14 protein-coding genes are annotated in these 15,735 nt (G+C 70.9%); 7 read left to right on the top strand and 7 right to left on the bottom strand.

Translation table 11 applies throughout. From position 1 onward, the window contains the following. Positions 1 to 35: 35 nt before the first annotated feature. From ACZ7C5_RS04865 to ACZ7C5_RS04855, 3 genes are all read right to left on the bottom strand, one after another. Positions 36 to 1,685 carry a UvrD-helicase domain-containing protein gene (locus ACZ7C5_RS04865; RefSeq protein ID WP_401084633.1) on the bottom strand — a complete coding sequence of 550 codons (1,650 nt, stop codon included), beginning with the start codon at positions 1,683 to 1,685 and terminating at the stop codon, positions 36 to 38. Beyond that, a complete protein-coding gene (locus tag ACZ7C5_RS04860) occupies positions 1,673 to 3,682 on the bottom strand; it encodes an ATP-dependent nuclease (protein ID WP_470321980.1) in 2,010 nt (669 codons plus the stop codon). Before ACZ7C5_RS04860 ends, ACZ7C5_RS04865 begins: the two co-directional genes overlap by 13 nt. 184 nt (positions 3,683 to 3,866) lie before the next feature. Beyond that, complete coding sequence (locus tag ACZ7C5_RS04855; RefSeq protein WP_470321979.1) at positions 3,867 to 5,111, bottom strand: glycosyltransferase; 1,245 nt, start codon at positions 5,109 to 5,111, stop codon at positions 3,867 to 3,869. Between the two features lie 182 nt (positions 5,112 to 5,293). On the opposite strand from ACZ7C5_RS04855, the gene ACZ7C5_RS04850 reads away from it, so the two are divergent. Further along, a complete protein-coding gene (locus ACZ7C5_RS04850) occupies positions 5,294 to 5,560 on the top strand; it encodes a GlsB/YeaQ/YmgE family stress response membrane protein (protein WP_188300685.1) in 267 nt (88 codons plus the stop codon). 206 nt (positions 5,561 to 5,766) lie between these two features. Beyond that, a complete protein-coding gene (locus tag ACZ7C5_RS04845) occupies positions 5,767 to 6,030 on the top strand; it encodes a GlsB/YeaQ/YmgE family stress response membrane protein (protein ID WP_188300684.1) in 264 nt (87 codons plus the stop codon). 49 nt (positions 6,031 to 6,079) lie between these two features. Here ACZ7C5_RS04845 and ACZ7C5_RS04840 read toward each other — a convergent pair whose 3' ends face one another. The 4 genes from ACZ7C5_RS04840 to ACZ7C5_RS04825 form a co-directional block, all read right to left on the bottom strand. After that, positions 6,080 to 6,988 carry an ADP-ribosylglycohydrolase family protein gene (locus ACZ7C5_RS04840; protein WP_470321978.1) on the bottom strand — a complete coding sequence of 303 codons (909 nt, stop codon included), beginning with the start codon at positions 6,986 to 6,988 and terminating at the stop codon, positions 6,080 to 6,082. 104 nt (positions 6,989 to 7,092) lie between these two features. Then, positions 7,093 to 7,680: a TetR/AcrR family transcriptional regulator gene (locus ACZ7C5_RS04835; RefSeq protein ID WP_401084622.1), complete on the bottom strand. Its 588-nt coding sequence runs from the start codon at positions 7,678 to 7,680 to the stop codon at positions 7,093 to 7,095. Between the two features lie 313 nt (positions 7,681 to 7,993). Further along, positions 7,994 to 8,296, bottom strand: coding sequence for a GNAT family N-acetyltransferase (locus ACZ7C5_RS04830; protein ID WP_470321977.1), 303 nt, complete (start codon positions 8,294 to 8,296; stop codon positions 7,994 to 7,996). A 50-nt stretch (positions 8,297 to 8,346) separates the two neighbouring features. Continuing rightward, positions 8,347 to 9,336, bottom strand: a complete 990-nt coding sequence (locus ACZ7C5_RS04825) for a class I SAM-dependent methyltransferase (protein ID WP_470321976.1) — start codon at positions 9,334 to 9,336, stop codon at positions 8,347 to 8,349. A gap of 235 nt (positions 9,337 to 9,571) precedes the next feature. On the opposite strand from ACZ7C5_RS04825, the gene ACZ7C5_RS04820 reads away from it, so the two are divergent. The 5 genes from ACZ7C5_RS04820 (at position 9,572) to paaB (ending at position 15,731) form a co-directional block, all read left to right on the top strand. Continuing rightward, a complete protein-coding gene (locus ACZ7C5_RS04820; RefSeq protein ID WP_470321975.1) occupies positions 9,572 to 11,068 on the top strand; it encodes a histidine kinase in 1,497 nt (498 codons plus the stop codon). Further along, entirely contained in the window at positions 11,040 to 11,699 is a 660-nt protein-coding gene (locus tag ACZ7C5_RS04815; protein WP_401084610.1) for a response regulator, read from the top strand. The genes ACZ7C5_RS04820 and ACZ7C5_RS04815 overlap by 29 nt, the downstream gene beginning before the upstream one ends. Positions 11,700 to 12,914: 1,215 nt before the next feature. Then, on the top strand, positions 12,915 to 14,108 hold the full coding sequence (locus ACZ7C5_RS04810) for a M20 family metallopeptidase (RefSeq protein WP_470321974.1): 1,194 nt from the start codon (positions 12,915 to 12,917) through the stop codon (positions 14,106 to 14,108). 268 nt (positions 14,109 to 14,376) lie between these two features. Continuing rightward, positions 14,377 to 15,441, top strand: a complete 1,065-nt coding sequence (gene paaA, locus ACZ7C5_RS04805; RefSeq protein ID WP_401084605.1) for a 1,2-phenylacetyl-CoA epoxidase subunit PaaA — start codon at positions 14,377 to 14,379, stop codon at positions 15,439 to 15,441. Beyond that, complete coding sequence (paaB, locus tag ACZ7C5_RS04800; RefSeq protein WP_030056311.1) at positions 15,438 to 15,731, top strand: 1,2-phenylacetyl-CoA epoxidase subunit PaaB; 294 nt, start codon at positions 15,438 to 15,440, stop codon at positions 15,729 to 15,731. The genes paaA and paaB overlap by 4 nt, the downstream gene beginning before the upstream one ends. Positions 15,732 to 15,735 lie beyond the last annotated feature (4 nt).

The following is a 15,735-nucleotide window of genomic DNA, read 5'->3' as shown; positions in this document are numbered from 1 at the left end:
GGTCTGAGGGGTCGCGGCACTTCGTTTCGGCGCGGTCAGAACATCCCCTCGTGTACGTGTGCACTACCGAACCACGCTCTCGCCATCGCCTCGGCCTCCTGTCCCAGGGGTGTGGTGAATACCACGGCGAGACGTTTCCTGGCGCGTGAGCAGCAGACGTAGAAGAGATTGCGGGTGCGGGTCTCCCGCGCTCTGATGTGGTCGTCGCCCGAGAGCATGCGGTCGACGTTGAACTGATTCCATGCCTGATCGTCGATGATGACGACGACGTTCTCGAACTCGGCACCCTTGACGCCGTGTTGGGTTGAGAAGGGGGTGAGTTCATCGCGAAACCGGGTGAGGTTGACGACCTGATGGTAAGGGAGGGCGCGAAGGGCGTTTACGAAGTCGGCGTCCTTCTGCGCGCGTTCGTCGAGGTCGGTGGCCTGAAGTGTTCGCTCGATTGCCCTGACTCTCCCGGAGGGAGTCAGCAACCGGCTGCTGATGACGTAGTCGAGCACGTCGCCGACGGTTCCCGTGCCTCGGACGTCGATGAGGCCCTGAAGCGTTCGGGTGGTACGGACCTTGTCGGAGTGCCTGGTGATGGCGAGGTGCTCGCCGTCGAGCAGTGCGGTCAACTGGGCGTAGTTCCGGGACTCGAAGGCACTGCTGAGTTCCTCGACGGACTTCAGTAGCTGTGCGTAGGGTTCGGTGCCCTCCAGGAGGTCGTCGCGGCCGGTGGCGTAGCGCTTGGTATAGAGCGCGAGCAGGTCCTGGTAGCCGAGTGCTCCTGCGATGCGGCGATGAGTGAGGACGAGATACTTGGTTCTCTCGGGTGCCCAACCGTAGGAATCGAGCACTGGTGTGAGTACGTCACGCGGGTCGGTGTCCCCACCGAGCGGTTTTCTCGTGAGGAAGAGGTGCACCTGGCCGTCCGTGTTGCCAGCATCGTGAACTTGCCGCAACTCCGGGCGGATTCGGTTCAGGACATCGACGATCGGCTCGGCACAGCGGTGGTTGCCGTGCATGGTGAAGCTGACCAGACGTTCATGGGTGACCTTGCCGACTCCGGTGTTGTAGATCTTCTGCATCGAATCGCCGAACAGACCAATGGTGCACACCGAAGTCCCCGAACCAGCGAAGTGGTCGAGCAGCACCTCGATCGTCCTGGGGAAGGTGTCCTGGTATTCATCGACGAAGATGACCGGAAACCGGTCTGCTGTGATTCGCACGAGTTTGGGCCGGGTGGTGATCAACGTGTAGGCCAAGGCGAGTACTTCGTCATGAGATATCAGCCCGTCGGCATAGCGGCGTCGGCGATCGCTGTACTCTACGACGAGGTTCGCCTTGATCTCGGCCATGTCCTGTGGACGAGCCAGCGTCTGGTTGTGGGCGATCAGTGCGTCCAGGAGTTCGGACTGGTGGTCCTGGATGGCCATCCACAGGAACTCGTGGATGGTGCCGACGTACACGAGGGGGTCGTCCCCGATGCGCTCGCGGATTTCTTCCTTGGCCACGTTGGTGTACGTGATGCAGGCGATGCGCTTCCCCGCGCGTTCGAGCTCGTCCCGGCGGGTGCGGAGCAGGTAGAGCAGGGAATGGACCAGTGCCGTGGTCTTCCCGGCCCCCGCGCCGGCCTCAACGAGGAAGTCGCGCCGGGCGTCCAGAACCTGCTGAATTCGAGTGAGAACTGTCAGCTCAGCCATTCGAGCCCCTCGCGGATGTAGCGCGGGACGGTCCAGCCGTCCATGAGCAGGATGTCGAAGGCAAAGTCGGTTTTGGTGTCGGAGAGCCGTTCGGCGATCTCGTAGGCGTTGGACGTGATGTCATCGGAAGAAGGTGCCGGTCCCGCGACGGCGGTGAAGGCGCCCTTGAGGACCAGCATGTCGAGGTTCCGTGCGAACAGTTCGGCGTTGGCGACGATGAACGCATCCTCGAAGCTGCGACCGCAGGGCACGGCGTCGTGTTCGGGTACCTCGTACGCAACCCGCACACGGCCTGTGCTCTTGTCCTCTTCAGGCAGGTCGAGAAGGGTCTTGATCTCCTTTTTCCGAGGGAGCCAAGACTTCAGTGTGTGGTTGGACGTGACGGCGTTCCCGGTGTCCGGGGAACAGCGCCCGTTTTTCGCTGTCGGGTCCACCGAGTCGAGGTCGGTGATGATGAGGGTTGGGACGTTGATGAACTCCAGGAGTTCTTTGAAGCGGTGAGCGAAGGCTCCGCCGACTTCGATGATGGAGATGTACTGGCTCTCCAGCTTCGGTGCGCATTTACTGATCATGGGACGCAGCAGGAGCCGCTCGACGGTGCCCTCGATGAGGATGACCTTGTCGGCGAAGAACATGTCGCAGCGATGCAACTGCATGTACTGCGTCAGGAACCGCATGGTCATGGCACCCTGGGAGCCGGTCTTCTTCGTGTTCGCCTGGAACGCGGACAGGTCCTTGACCACGATGTCCGGGCCGTTGGAGTCGAAGTAGCGTACGGCGCTGAAGCCACTGCTGGCCACAATGTGGGACGAGTGGGTGGTGATGAACGACTGGACCGACGAGTTCCCGGCCTCCAGGAAGCGCTTGATGCTGTTGATGAAGACCTCCTGCATCTGAGGGTGCAGATGGGCTTCAGGCTCCTCGATGAAGAGCAGGGGCAGCGCGGGTCGTGGTTTGCTGCGCTGGCAGGTCAGGATGAAGTCCGTGACCTGCATGAGAGTGAAGATCAGCCTGCTGTATCCGAGGCCGTTGTGACCTTCCGGCAGGTGGTGGGTGCCGTCCGGCGACGGGTACTGGATCCGGGTGCTGCCGCGCAGGATCGCTCCGGGCTCGATCTGGGTGACGATGCGCGGTACCTGGAGCGGATCGATGGAGCCGACGCCGAATACCTGCAAGGTGCCGAGGAAGGGCGTGAAGAGATCTCCGTAGGCCTTGTCGATGGACTCCGAAGCGACGGAGAGCGCGGTGTCGATGCTCTCGATGTTCTGGTCGCGTTGGTCCTCTCCGCTGTTGGCCTTATAGAAGGCCTCGAAGGTCTTCGAGAGGGTCCGCGTCTTGTCGGCCGGGGTGTCGTCGAACTTCGTCTGCGCCTGGATGGTCCGCACGGTGATGATGCGACGGGCAGTCGTGCTGCTGATCTCCCGCCTTACGGAGGGGGCGTTCGCGGAGACGGCCCAGTAGGTGGTGCCGAAGAAGGAGGAGAAGTTCTTGCGCAGATACTTCTGCCAGGAGAAGGCCTGCTTCTGCCTCGCCCTCGTCTCCTTGATGTGCGCGAGGAACTCGTCCGGTCGCTTCACGGCGTGGACGGCCTCGAGGTTGGCGTCGAAACAGCGCTCGTCGAGGTCGAGGATGATCTCGGACAGGAGCGCGAGGTCGTCTTCGACGGTGTAGGAGATCCTCGCCAGGAGGCGGATTTCCGGCAAGAGCCCGCGCGCTTCGTCAAGGAGTCGTTCGCGGAGTTCGGGATCCTCGGCTGGTGTCTTCTGAGCTTCGACGTAGCGGCCGAAGGCCTTCCGGATCTGTGCGATCCGGCTCGTGTGCAGGTCCTCTGGTACGAAGCGGGTCTCGTCGGTCCCGTAGAACCTGTCGAAGAGGCTGGCGAAGGAGGTCTTGCCGCTGTTGTTCCTGCCCACGATGAGGGTGGCATGGTCCTCGACCCGAACGGTGATGTGCTTCAGCGCTCGGAAGTTGGTCACCTGGACCTGCGTCAGCCGCACTGTGCCTCCTGAGATGCCTGCGCCCCGCCACGCAGACGTCATGCGCCAAGTGTGACGAACGGGGCATGTCGCAGTATCGGGTCCTTGTGAGGCGCCCGAGTCGTGTTTGTGCAGAATAGATGATGACAGTGCGCGACGAGTGGCCCTTCCGGCCCGCACAGTCGCAACAGTTGGCGGTCGTCGGTCAGCTGTTCGCTGAAACCCGGTCGATGGCGGTGAGGACCTTGGCCGTGCCGTCCTCGGTGGCCAGGGCGGCGGCGACGGCCTGGGCGCGGGTGCGGTGGCGCGGGTCGTCGAGGGTGAGGCGGAGGGCGGCGGCGAGGCGGGAGGGGGTGAGGGCGCGCAGCGGGACGGGGCCGGGGGAGACGCCGAGCATGGTCAGGCGGGCGGCCCAGAACGGTGCGTCGAGCTGCGCCGGTACGGGGACGGTGGGGGTTCCCGAGCGGAGGACGGCGGCCGTGGTGCCGGCGCCCGCGTGGTGGACCACGGCGGCCGTGCGGGGGAAGAGCCAGTCGTGCGGGGTGTCGCCGATGGTCAGGACGGAGTCCGAGTCCTCGGCGGCCAGTCCGCTCCAGCCCGACTGGAGGAGGAGGCGCACCCGGGCGGCACGGGCGGCGGCGAGGACGGCCGTGGTGAGCCGCTCGGGCTCCGGGACGACCAGGCTGCCGAAGCCGACGAAGACCGGTGGCGGCCCGGCGGCGAGGAAGTCGAGCAGCCGGGCCGGGGGCTGCCAGTGCGGTGGTCCGGCCGGCCACCAGTAGCCCGCGACGTCCAGTCGGGGGTGCCAGTCGGCGGGGCGGGGCACCACCAGCGGTGAGAAGCCGTGCAGGACGGGATGGTTGCGCCTGGCCGCGGCGATGCCGTGCGGCGGCAGGCCGAGCCGGCGGCGCAGCCCGCGGACCGCCGGGACGAACAGCCGGTCGGTCGCGGCCTGGACGGCGTGCCCCGCCAGCAGGTTGCCGGACCGGCCGAGCGACCGGGTGCCGGTGACGGCCGGCGCGAACTCCCGGGTGGGCGCGAGCGGTTGGAGGTAGAGCCCGATGCTGGGGATGCCCGCCGCCTCGGCGGCGACCTGACCGAGCGCGCTGGTGGTGCTGGTGGTCAGCAGCAGGTCGGCGCCGAGCGCGGTGGCGTCGGCGATGCCGTCGCCGAGCGCGGGCATGAACCGCCGGCCGAGGCGGAGGAGTTGCAGGACGGCGCCCGGTCCGGCGCCGGCCCGCAGCAGGCGTCGCCCCTCGGCGGAGGCGAGTTCGGCGCGCGGGTCGACCGGCAGGGGGCGGAACTCCAGTCCGGCGGCCCGCACCGGTTCCGCGAAGGTGTCGTGGGTGGCGACGGCCACCTGATGACCGGCCGCCCGCAGACGGAGGCCGAGCCCGGTGAAGGGGGCCACGTCGCCCCGGGAGCCGGCGGTGGCGATCAGGATGCGCATGGCCGCAGTATTTCGGCGCGTACGGTCCGTGGGAAGGACACCACGCGTGGGCGGGCTGTCGCGGCGTCCGGATTCGAACGCCGTTGCGCGGGTGACGGAACCGGGTTCGCCCGGGGTGGCGTCCTTGTGGGCGGAGCGGACGGGACGGGGCCCGTCGTGCCGTGGACTGGAGGGGATGACGGATGGGCATCGTCGCTTGGATCGTGCTGGGCCTGCTGTCGGGTGCGCTGGCCAAGCTGCTGCTGCCGGGGAAGGACCCGGGCGGCCTGATCGTGACCACGTTGATCGGTATCGCCGGGTCCTTCGTCGGCGGCTGGATCGCGTCGCACTTCATGCACCGCTCGGTCACCGGGCACTTCTTCGACCTGGCGACCTGGGTGTCGGCGATCGGCGGCGCCCTGGTGCTGCTGATCGTCTACCGGTTGCTGTTCGGCAACTCGCGCCGCTGACCGCCACGTCCGTCTGCGCTCGTCCGGGGACGCCCGCGTTCGCCCGCGTCCGCCGACGGGTCTCCGCCGCCCGGAGCGGCGGGGCCGGTTGGCCGGTTGGCGCCGCTCCTTCCGGGCATCGGAACGATGCGAGGTCCTCGTACGTCCTTCCGGTCGGACCTGGGGGCCGGACGGGGTCGTCACACCCATGACGCAAGGGGCGGCAGATGAGCTGGATGGCGTGGATCGTGCTGGGCCTGGTGTCGGGCACCCTGGCCAGGATGGCGATGTCGAGGGGTGAGCGCGGTCTGATCAGCAGCACACTGATCGGCATCACCGGCTCCTACATCGGCACCTGGATCGTCTCGCACTGGATGCACGGGACGGTGAAGGTGAGCTTCCTCGACGTCACGACCTGGGTGTCGGCCATCGGCGGCGCGCTGGTCCTGGTGTTCGCCTACCGGGTGCTCCGCTTCGTCTTCCGGCGCTGACCGCCCGGCTCACCGGGACGGCCCCGGGCGGCCGCCGGCAGCTGGTGGCCTACGACACCTCGGCGACCCGGTCCGGGAGTTCCTCGCGCGCGGCGATCCACTCGGGCGGTACCCGGGCGAGCCCGGTCCGGGCGGCGACCACGCCTGCGGCGATGGCGCAGGTGGTGTCCATGTCGCCCCAGCCCTCCAGGGTGTGCCAGATGGCTTCGGGCAGCGAGTGCAGGTGACCGGCCGCGGACCAGAGGGCGAACGGCACGGTGTCCGGGGCGGAGATCAGCGCCCCCGAACCGAGCACGTTGGCGGCCTGCCGGACACTGGTGTGGCCGGGCAGTCGGGCGGCGATCCGCAGTCCGGAGCGGACATCGCTGTCCGGCAGCCGTCCGGCGACCTCGGCCAGCAACTCGGCCCGGCCGGGCGGGTCCCCGCCCCGGCTCCGGACGGCCAGCGCCGCCGCGAGCGCGACCGCCACCGCGCCGGCGACCGCCTCCGGGTGGAAGTGCGTGGTGAGCGCCTGGAGTTCGGCCTGCCGGGCCACCGCGTCGAGGTCATCGGCGAACCAGGCCCCCAGCGGGGCCACCCGCATCGCGGCGCCGTTCCCGTACGAACCCTGGCCCTCGAACTGGCCCGCGGTGATGGCGCGCCAGTCCCCGCCGGCGCCGATCCCGCGCAGCACCCGGTGCATCGAAGGGCCGTACTTGCGCCCGTACTCGCGGGTGTACTCGGCGGCGAACTCCCCGGCGAGCACGTCCGGTCGGACCTCGCCCGCATCGATCAGGTGGCGGACCAGCACGAGTGCCATCGCGGTGTCGTCGGTCCAGTGCCAGGGCGCGGGCCGGACCAGGCGGGCGGCCAGCGCGGCGGGCGCCTCGTCCACCGGGACCGAGAACCACCGGTCGCCGAAGGCATCGCCGAGGGCGAGCCCCTCCAGACTGTCCAGGACCGGTCCGGCCGCACGCATGTCATCCTCCAGGTGAGATCGACTGTGCGCGGCAGTCTGCCGGACGGGCGAGGCGTCGGCGAGTGGGTTTCCCGCTCGTCGACGCTCCGCTCGCCGACGGTCCGTCACTTCGCCCTCAGGCCGCCGAGGACGAGCTTCCAGACGGCCTCGAATCGGTCGTCGACGCCGGGGGCGGACCAGGTGGACGCGTAGGCCGGGTCGTGGAAGGGGCCGGTGGCGTCGAAGACGGCGCGGGCGGTGTTCCGGATGTGGGCGAGCTTGAACTCCCCCTCCTCCGTGCCCTCCTCGAAGATCTGCGCGATCTGGCCGACCAGGGTGTCGACGTGGGCGTCCACCAGGCCGCTGTTCTCCTCGACCAGCACCATGTAGGTGGCGAACAGCTCTGGGTCGTCCAGTGCCTTCTTCCGCTTCGCCGTGAACAGCGTGGTCAGCCAGCGGTGCAGCCGCCCGGAGGCCGGCCCGCCCTCGTTGGAGATGGTCGCCAGCTCGTGGTGCGCCTGGTCGAGCCAGCGCTGGGTGACCGCCTCGCGCAGTGCGGCCTTGCTCGGGAAGTGGCGGTAGACGCTGCTGTGGCTGACGCCGAGGGTGCGGGCGACGTCCACGACGGTGGCCTTGGCCGGGCCGAACCGCCGGAGGACGTCCTCCGCCGCGATCAGGATCTGCTCGGCGGTGAGTGTGCTGTCCGTGGTCACGGGAGATCCGTTCCTGGGGCCGTGCGGGCGGGTCGTGTGGCGGCGCCGGGTCGGTGCTCGCCGTCGAGGTGGGCCGTTGGTGCGGCAGCGCACCGGTCACCGGCGGTGGCGCCCGCGGGTACGGCGGTTGGCAGGTGCGGTGCCTGAGGCGAGGTGAGGGTGGCCCGGGTCTCACTATGGCACGACAGCGAACAGATTTCAAAATCTGTTCGCTGTCGTCTGTTATCTGAAAGTTGAAATCTGTCGATTGTTATTTGTCACTTGTTCGGACGAACTCCTCTCCTGTCGGGGCTCGGCTCCCGGCGCCGGGCCGTCAGTCGGCGACGCGGCTGCGGTTCTCGTACGCGAGGTCGGTGTACTCGGGGTGGCGGAGCATCCAGCCCTTGATGAAGGGGCAGGTGGCCAGTACGGACAGGCCTCGGGCACGGGCGTCGTCCAGCGCGGCGCGGGCCAGCGCGCTGCCGATGCCCCGGCTTTCGAAGGCGGGCTCGACCACGGTGTGCGGGTAGACCACCAGTCGGTCGCTGCGGAGGTACTCGGCGAAGCCCGCCGGTTCGCCGTCCTCCCAGGCCTCGAAGCGGTTCCGGGCTTCCACGTCACGTACCGAGAGGGTCATCGCGGCTCCTCGCTGCCGGAGATGTCGGAGCCGGGCCCGGCCCCGGTCCATCATCGGGCGGCCGGGAGCGCCCCGCCCGCAGGTCCGGCCGTCGTGGCCTTCGTGTCCGTCGCCTCGCTCGTCTCGCTGGTCTCGGGCGTCTTGCCCGTCTCCGTGGTGTCCGGCGCCCTCGTCGTGGCCGTCGTGGCCGTCGTGGCCGTCGTGGCCGTCGTGGCCTTCGTGTCCGTCGCGCCCGTCGGCTCGACGGCCGGGCCGCCACTCGGCGCCCAGTCCTCGCGCCCGCCCGGCGCGCGCAGCAAGTAGGCGCGGGCGGGCGGCAGGTTGCGCCACACCGTGCGCTCGCCCAGGCCGTACGTCGTCTCGAACCGCCGCAGCAGCCGCACCACCGCGCGGTGGCGGGCGCCCCGACGGGGGCCCGAGAAGAGGGTGCGCGCCGTCGTCGTACCGAGGTACCCGAAGTACGTCAGCTCGCCGCCGGGCATCAGCAGTCGCAGATAGCGGTCGAGGATGTCGCGGACCTGCGCGGGTTCGAAGTTGGTGAACGGCAACCCGGACACGATCACGTCGTAGCGCTCCGCGCGGCCTTCCGGCCGGGCCCCCTCCGGCGCCGACGGGCGGCACTCCGGCAGCTCCTCGATCCGGCAGGCCGACAGCCGCAGCCCGATCCCCGGCCGGCGGGCGGCGAGCACCGGGTCCTCCCGAAGGCGGTCGGCGAACCGCGCGTTCGCCTCGACGACGTGCAACCGGTCGCCCGGACGCAGCACCTGGGCCAGCCGGCGGGTCACCACGCCCGTTCCGGCGCCGACCTCCAGCACCGAGATCGGACGGTTCGGGCGGCTGGTGACCGGCACCACCAGCGCGTTCACCAGCTCCGGGCCGCTCGGGGCCAGCGCGCCGGTGTCGTGGAACGTGCGCAGGGCCTCGGCGAGGAACAGCAGGTGGTCCCCACCGGCGGGCGAACTGTTCCGGGGTGCAGGGTAGTCGGGGTGGTCGGGGTGGTCGGGGTGGTCGGGGTGGTCGTCGAGCTGTCCGTTCGTCATATCGTCGACGCTAGGCAGGGCGGATCCGCCGCGAATCGGCCGGTCAGCGACGCTGACCCCCGACGAAAGTCGAGGGTGCGGTTACCCGGAAGACAGAGGCGTCCGGCGGCCGAACGCCCCTAGCATCGAGCCCGAAGGAATGAACGACGGGCGTCCGGACGGCTCGGACGGCCCGGCACGCACGGAACGCCCGGCATGGCCGGAAGGCTTTCGGAACGCGGAGAGGAGGAGTGCCATGCGCAGGAGTCTGCTCGGCTGGTACGGGCCGGACCACCGGGCCCGGACGGACACCTTGCTGCTGCTGGGCCTGCTCGCCCTCACCACCGAGGAGGCGCTCGCCCAGTGGATGACCACCGACGGTCCGCTGCGCCTGCCGCGTACGGTCGTGGCCGCCCTCGCCTCGCTCTCGCTGTTCTTCGTGCGCCGCCACCCGGTGGCCGCGGCCGTGCTGCCGGTGCTGACCGGCGGGCTCTTCAACCGGGCGTTCCCCGGCCTGTTCAGCGTGTTCTACCTCGCCTACCTCGGCCGGACCGGCCCGGCGATGGCGGGCGGCGCGGTCATCGCGGTGGCCAGGGCGACGGGCTCGGACTCGCTGGTCGGCTGGGCCGGTACCACCGGGTCCCAACTCCTGCTCCAGGCCGCCATTCTGGCGGTCGGTCTGTGGCTACACGGCAGACGCGTGCTGATCCGCACCCTGCACGAGCAGGTCGACGCGCTGCGCCGCGAGCGCGAGCTGCGCGCCGAACAGGCACGATCCGCCGAACGGGCCCGGATCGCAAGGGAGATGCACGACGTCCTGGCCCACCGACTCAGCCTCCTGGTGCTGCACGCCGGGGTGCTGCGTGACCAGGCCAGGGCCGGTACCGTCGCCGCCGACCAGGCCCGGCTCACCCATCGCCTCGAACTGCTGCGCACCACCGCCGCCCGCTCGCTCGACGACCTGCGCGACGTCCTGGGGGCCCTGCGGGCCGACCCGCCGGTCCGGCCGGCCACGGGGGACGAGCCGTCCGTACCCGCCGGGGACGCCCTCGTCCCGGCGCCCGCCCTGCGTGACCTCACCGAACTCGTCGGCGAGGCCACCCAGGCCGGGCAGCAGGTCGAACTCGTCCTCTCCGGAGACCCGGAGGCCGTACCGACCACCCACCGGCTGGCCGTGCACCGGCTGGTCCAGGAGGCGCTGACCAACGCGCGCAAGTACGCCCATGCCGCGCCCGTCACGGTCCGGGTCGGCTACGGGGCGCCGGCGACGACGGTCGAGGTCGGAAACGGTCCGGGCCAGGCGCCGCCGGACGACCCGGGCACCGGCGGCGGGTACGGACTGGTGGGGCTGGCCGAACGGGTCGAGGCCCTCGGCGGCCACCTCGACGCGGGTCCGGACGGCGGCGGCGGTTTCCGACTTTCCGCCCGGTTGCCCACGCCGGACCGTCCGCCGCCGGCGGTGCCGGACTCGGACCCGGCCCGTGGCGACGGCCCGGCCCAGCGGCCGGGGCGGGCCATGCGGAAGCCTGAGCAAGGGAAGCGAGGAGCACGGCAGTCGCAGGAAGGGGTGCGAGGGGCGCAAGGGGTGCGACAGACGGAGCGGCCGAAGCGGAGCGAGCAGCGGGAGCCGCCGAAGCAGCCGCAGCGGGCATCACCGCGGGCATCACAGCAGGAACCGAAGCAGGAACCGAAGCAGGAACCAAGCAGCACCCGGAGGACGCCGCATGATCCGAACGATGGTGGTCGACGATGACGCGCTGGTGCGCCTCGGCCTCGTCGATCTCCTGGCCCAGGACCCGGCGCTCACCGTGGTCGCGGAGGCCGCCGACGGCCTGCAAGCCGTTGAGCTCGCCGAGAGCCGCCGGATCGACGTCGCGCTGATGGACATCCGGATGCCCCGGCTCGACGGCATCGCCGCGACCCGGCGGCTGCGTGAACTCCCGGACGGCCCACGGGTCATCGCGCTCACCACCTTCGACCTGGACGAGTACGTGTACCAGGCGCTCGCGGCCGGGGCGGACGGCTTCCTGCTCAAGGACACCCCGCCGGCGGAGATCGCCCGGGCCGTCCACGTCGTCGCGGGCGGCCAGGGCATGCTGCACCCGGCGGCCGCGCGGCGGCTGATCGACCGCTACCACCGGGTCGGGGCACCCCGGTCGGTGGCCGCCCGCAACCGGGTCGCCGGGCTCACCCCGAGGGAGACCGACGTGCTGCGTGAACTCGCCGACGGCCTCTCCAACGCCGAGATCGCGGGAACGCTCGGGATGCGCGAAGGCACCGTCAAGGCGCACGTCAGCCGGATCCTGACCGGGCTCGGCGTCGGCAACCGGGTGCAGGCGGCGCTGCTCGCGCGCGACGCCGGGCTGGTGGGCGACGGCGGCTGAGGAGGGACGGCTGAGGGCGGGCGGAGGACGGGGGTTCGTGCCCGAGGGCGGCAGCCGAAGCACGCCGGGGCTCGGCGGGGCACATCAGGGCACGGCATCGGCCGGTGTTCACACGGGCGTTCCCTGGACGTTCCCGTGGGGTCATGGCGGGTGCCGAAGCGGGCTTCCCTGAGCCGCCGCGTGCCCCCGGTTCGTACCGCGTGCTGAGTCGCTGTCACCCATCCGGCGTGGAAATGCAGCGGCTTGGCCGTTTGCGCTGCCGAACTCGGGCGGCGGGTCCATGGTGGAGATGGGCGCGATCCGGCGACCGCGCCCGCGCGCCGATCCAGGCCCGCGCGCCGAGCGCCCGCGTCGATCGCGGGGGCGGGTGCCCGCAGCGGGGCCCGGCACCGGCACGCTGGGAGCAGGGCCACCTCGCAGGAAACCGAACGGTTCTTCTAGGCTCACATCTCGGCTTTCCCTGCGGCGGTCCGGCCACTGCGCCCGCCGTCAGGAAACCGCCGTCCAACGGGGCTCCGGGCGGACCGGGGCCCCGGATCGAGCGAGGAGGACGCACATGCCAAGCACGCCGCCCAACCGTTCCACCGTACTTGGGCCAGACAGGCCGATCCGGTGGGCCGCCCGGCATCCCGGCCGTCCGGTGCGGTCCGGTCGGGCCTGGTACCCGGGCGGGAGCGGGCGGCCGGTACGGCCGCTGAATACCGGCGGCGGCCGCGGAGGCGAGCGTTGAGTCCCCAGATCGTCGGGTCGCCCGCCGTGCCGGGCGCCGCCACGGAACCCGCCCCGACGCCGGTCACCGTTCCGGCCGCCACCGACGGCGAAGCCCTCGCCGCAGCCGCCAAAGCCGCCCCGGCCACCACAACCGCCAAAACCGCCACAGGCACCACAGGCACCACGGCCACCACAACCGCCGGCGGCGGCACGGCAGCCGCCGCTGCGGCTCCGGGTCCGTCGGCTCAGGTGAACGCGGCCAAGTCCGGTGCCGCGAAGGCCCTCGGGACCAAGGCCGCCGGAGTCACGGCTGCCGGAACCAAGGCAACCGCAACCAAAGCGGCTGGAGCCAAAACGGCTGGAGCCAGGACCGCAGCCGCCACCTCGGCTCTCACGTCCGCCCTCACGAATCCCGCCCTCACCACAGTCGTGGCCGCGAAGACGCCGGTCGCGAAGGCCGTTGTCGCGAAGCCCGCGGCAGACCCGGCGGCCACCGTCGCGGGGGTGGCCGCCACCGTCACCACGGCGCTGCCCGGTGTGCCACAGGCGCTCAGTGCCCGCGCCCGTACCCTCGCCGGAGCGGTCCGGCGCCGTTGTGCCGACCTGGCGCGGATCGAGTCGCCCAGCGGGGACGCTCCCAGACTCGACGCCCTGGCCGAGGAGTTGGCCGCCGGCTTCCGCGCCACCGGCGCCACCGCCCGTCGCGAACCCGGACCGGCCGGGGACCACCTCGTGCTGGAGTGGGAAGGGCGGGACGAGTCCCTGCCGCACCTGCTGATCGTCGGGCATCACGACACGGTCTGGCCGGTCGGCACCCTCGCGGACTGGCCGGTGACGGAGCAGGACGGCCGGCTCACCGGCCCCGGCGTGGTCGACATGAAGGGCGGACTGGCCATCCTGGAGGGCGCGTTGGCGCTGCTCGCGGACCTGGGCGAGCGTCCGCACCGGACCGTCCGCCTGGTCGTGGTCTCCGACGAGGAGGTGGGCAGCCCGGACGGGCGGCTCCTGGTCGAGCGCCAGCTGCGGGGCGCGGCAGCGGTGCTCGGGCTCGAACCGCCGCACCCCGACGGCCGGTTGAAAACGGCGCGGCGCGGCAGCACCCGGGTGCGGCTCACCGTGACCGGCCGCGAGGCGCACGCGGGCAATGACGCCCAGGACGGGGTGTCCGCGGTCGACGAGCTGGTGGATCAGCTGGTGCTGGTGCGCGACCTCGCCGGACAGCCCGGCACCGAACTCAACGCCGGTCGGATCAGCGGTGGTTCGCGTGCCAACGTGATCGCCGGTCGGGCCGAGGCCGAGCTGGGCCTGCGGTTCGCCACCGTCGAGGCACAGCGCCGTACGCTCGACAACCTCGCCCGGCTCACCGCGCTGCGTCCGGGCGCCAGGGTCCGTACGGAGGTGCTGTCCAGCCGTCCGGCCTGGCCCGAGCGGACCGGCAACCCGCTGCTGCGGCACGTGCGCTCACTCGCCGCGGTGCTCGGGCAGCAACTGGACGGTGCCCCGGCGGGCGGGGCGGGGGACACCAACCTGCCGGGCTCGCGCGGACTCCCGACCCTGGACGGCTTCGGTGCGGTGGGTGCCGGGGCCCACGCCCGGCATGAGTACATCCGGCTCGACCAGATCGCTCCCCGGATCGCCCTGCTGGCGGCACTGCTCGCGGTGCCGTTGCCGCGACTGCGCGACCGCGCGGAGGGGTGAGCCGACGGGGAGCAGGCGGGGAGCCGCTGACGGCTGACGGGAATCAGCCGGCGGGCGACAGCTGACAGGCAGCAGCTGACAGGCAGCAGCAGCCAGGCGACCGCAGGCGGCGGCAGCGAACAGATGACAGCGAACGGATGACAGCCGACAGATAACAGCTGACAGATTCTGAAATCTGTCAGCTGTTATCTGTTTCGCACCTTGCCATCCCTCCACCCCGCCGCGCAGAATGGTACCGACCGAACGGTCAGTCGGTTGGTCGGCGCCCATGCGACCGCCGGGCAGGACACGAGAGGGGACCGTGGTGACAGCAGAGGTGGCCGAGGCGCTCCCCGTGCAGACGCCGGAGGAACGGTTCGAGGCGGTCGTCGCCGCCGAGCAGCGGATCGAGCCCAGGGACTGGATGCCCGACGCCTACCGGGCCACCCTGATCCGCCAGATCGCGCAGCACGCCCACTCCGAGATCATCGGCATGCAACCCGAGGGCAACTGGCTGACCCGGGCCCCGTCCCTGCGCCGCAAGGCGATCCTGCTCGCCAAGGCCCAGGACGAGGCCGGTCACGGCCTCTACCTCTACGCCGCGGCCGAGACCCTCGGCGTGGACCGCGCCGAACTGACCGAGAAGCTGATCTCCGGCCGCCAGAAGTACTCCTCGATCTTCAACTACCCGACCCTCACCTTCGCCGACGTCGGCGTGATCGGCTGGCTGGTGGACGGTGCCGCGATCTGCAACCAGGTCCCGCTCTGCCGTTGCAGCTACGGCCCGTACGCCCGGGCGATGGTGCGGATCTGCAAGGAGGAGTCCTTCCACCAGCGCCAGGGCTACGAGCTCCTGATGACGCTGATGCGCGGTACCGAGGGCCAGCGCCGGATGGTCCAGGACGCGGTGGACCGCTGGTGGTGGCCGTCGCTGATGATGTTCGGCCCCTCGGACGCGGCCTCGCCGAACACCGCGCGCTCGATGGCCTGGCGGATCAAGCGGCACACCAACGACGAGCTGCGGCAGCGCTTCGTCGACATGACCGTCCCGCAGGCCGAGCACCTGGGCGTCACCCTCCCGGACCCCGAGCTGCACTGGAACGAGGAGCGCGCCGGCTGGGACTTCGGCGATCCGGACTGGTCCGAGCTGACCAGGGTCATCCAGGGCCAGGGCCCCTGCAACGCCCAGCGGATCGAACGCCGCCGCGCCGCCCACGAGGACGGTGCCTGGGTGCGCGAGGCGGCCGTCGCCTACGCGGCCAAGCGCACCGCCGAACAGGAAGCACGGCAGGACGCCCGGCACGATCCCCGGCCCGCCACCCGGCCCGCCACCGAACAGGAGAACGGAAAGTGACCGAGTCCAAGGCCGGCTGGCCGCTCTACGAGGTGTTCGTGCGCCCCCGGCGCGGACTGAACCACGTCCACGTCGGATCGCTGCACGCCGCCGACGACCGGATGGCCCTGCTCGCCGCCCGTGACCTGTACACCCGTCGCAACGAGGGCGTCAGCCTCTGGGTGGTCCGCTCGGACGCGATCACCGCCTCCACCCCGGACGAGCGTGACCCGTTCTTCGAACCCAGCGGCGACAAGGTCTACCGCCACCCGACGTTCTACGACATCCCCGAGGATGTCCCGCACATCTGACGGG

The organism is Kitasatospora sp. NPDC036993 (assembly GCF_055607525.1).
The sequence above is the reverse complement of the archived record's forward strand: the minus strand, read 5'-3'. Positions and strand labels throughout refer to the sequence as shown.

Coding starts and splice junctions, on each gene's coding strand:
- ACZ7C5_RS04865 (WP_401084633.1), bottom strand. CDS start 1,685: ATGGCTGAGCTGACAGTTCTCACTCGAATTCAGCAGGTTCTGGACGCC.
- ACZ7C5_RS04855 (WP_470321979.1), bottom strand. CDS start 5,111: ATGCGCATCCTGATCGCCACCGCCGGCTCCCGGGGCGACGTGGCCCCC.
- ACZ7C5_RS04850 (WP_188300685.1), top strand. CDS start 5,294: ATGGGCATCGTCGCTTGGATCGTGCTGGGCCTGCTGTCGGGTGCGCTG.
- ACZ7C5_RS04845 (WP_188300684.1), top strand. CDS start 5,767: ATGAGCTGGATGGCGTGGATCGTGCTGGGCCTGGTGTCGGGCACCCTG.
- ACZ7C5_RS04840 (WP_470321978.1), bottom strand. CDS start 6,988: ATGCGTGCGGCCGGACCGGTCCTGGACAGTCTGGAGGGGCTCGCCCTC.
- ACZ7C5_RS04830 (WP_470321977.1), bottom strand. CDS start 8,296: ATGACCCTCTCGGTACGTGACGTGGAAGCCCGGAACCGCTTCGAGGCC.
- ACZ7C5_RS04825 (WP_470321976.1), bottom strand. CDS start 9,336: ATGACGAACGGACAGCTCGACGACCACCCCGACCACCCCGACCACCCC.
- ACZ7C5_RS04820 (WP_470321975.1), top strand. CDS start 9,572: ATGCGCAGGAGTCTGCTCGGCTGGTACGGGCCGGACCACCGGGCCCGG.
- ACZ7C5_RS04815 (WP_401084610.1), top strand. CDS start 11,040: ATGATCCGAACGATGGTGGTCGACGATGACGCGCTGGTGCGCCTCGGC.
- paaA (WP_401084605.1), top strand. CDS start 14,377: ATGCGACCGCCGGGCAGGACACGAGAGGGGACCGTGGTGACAGCAGAG.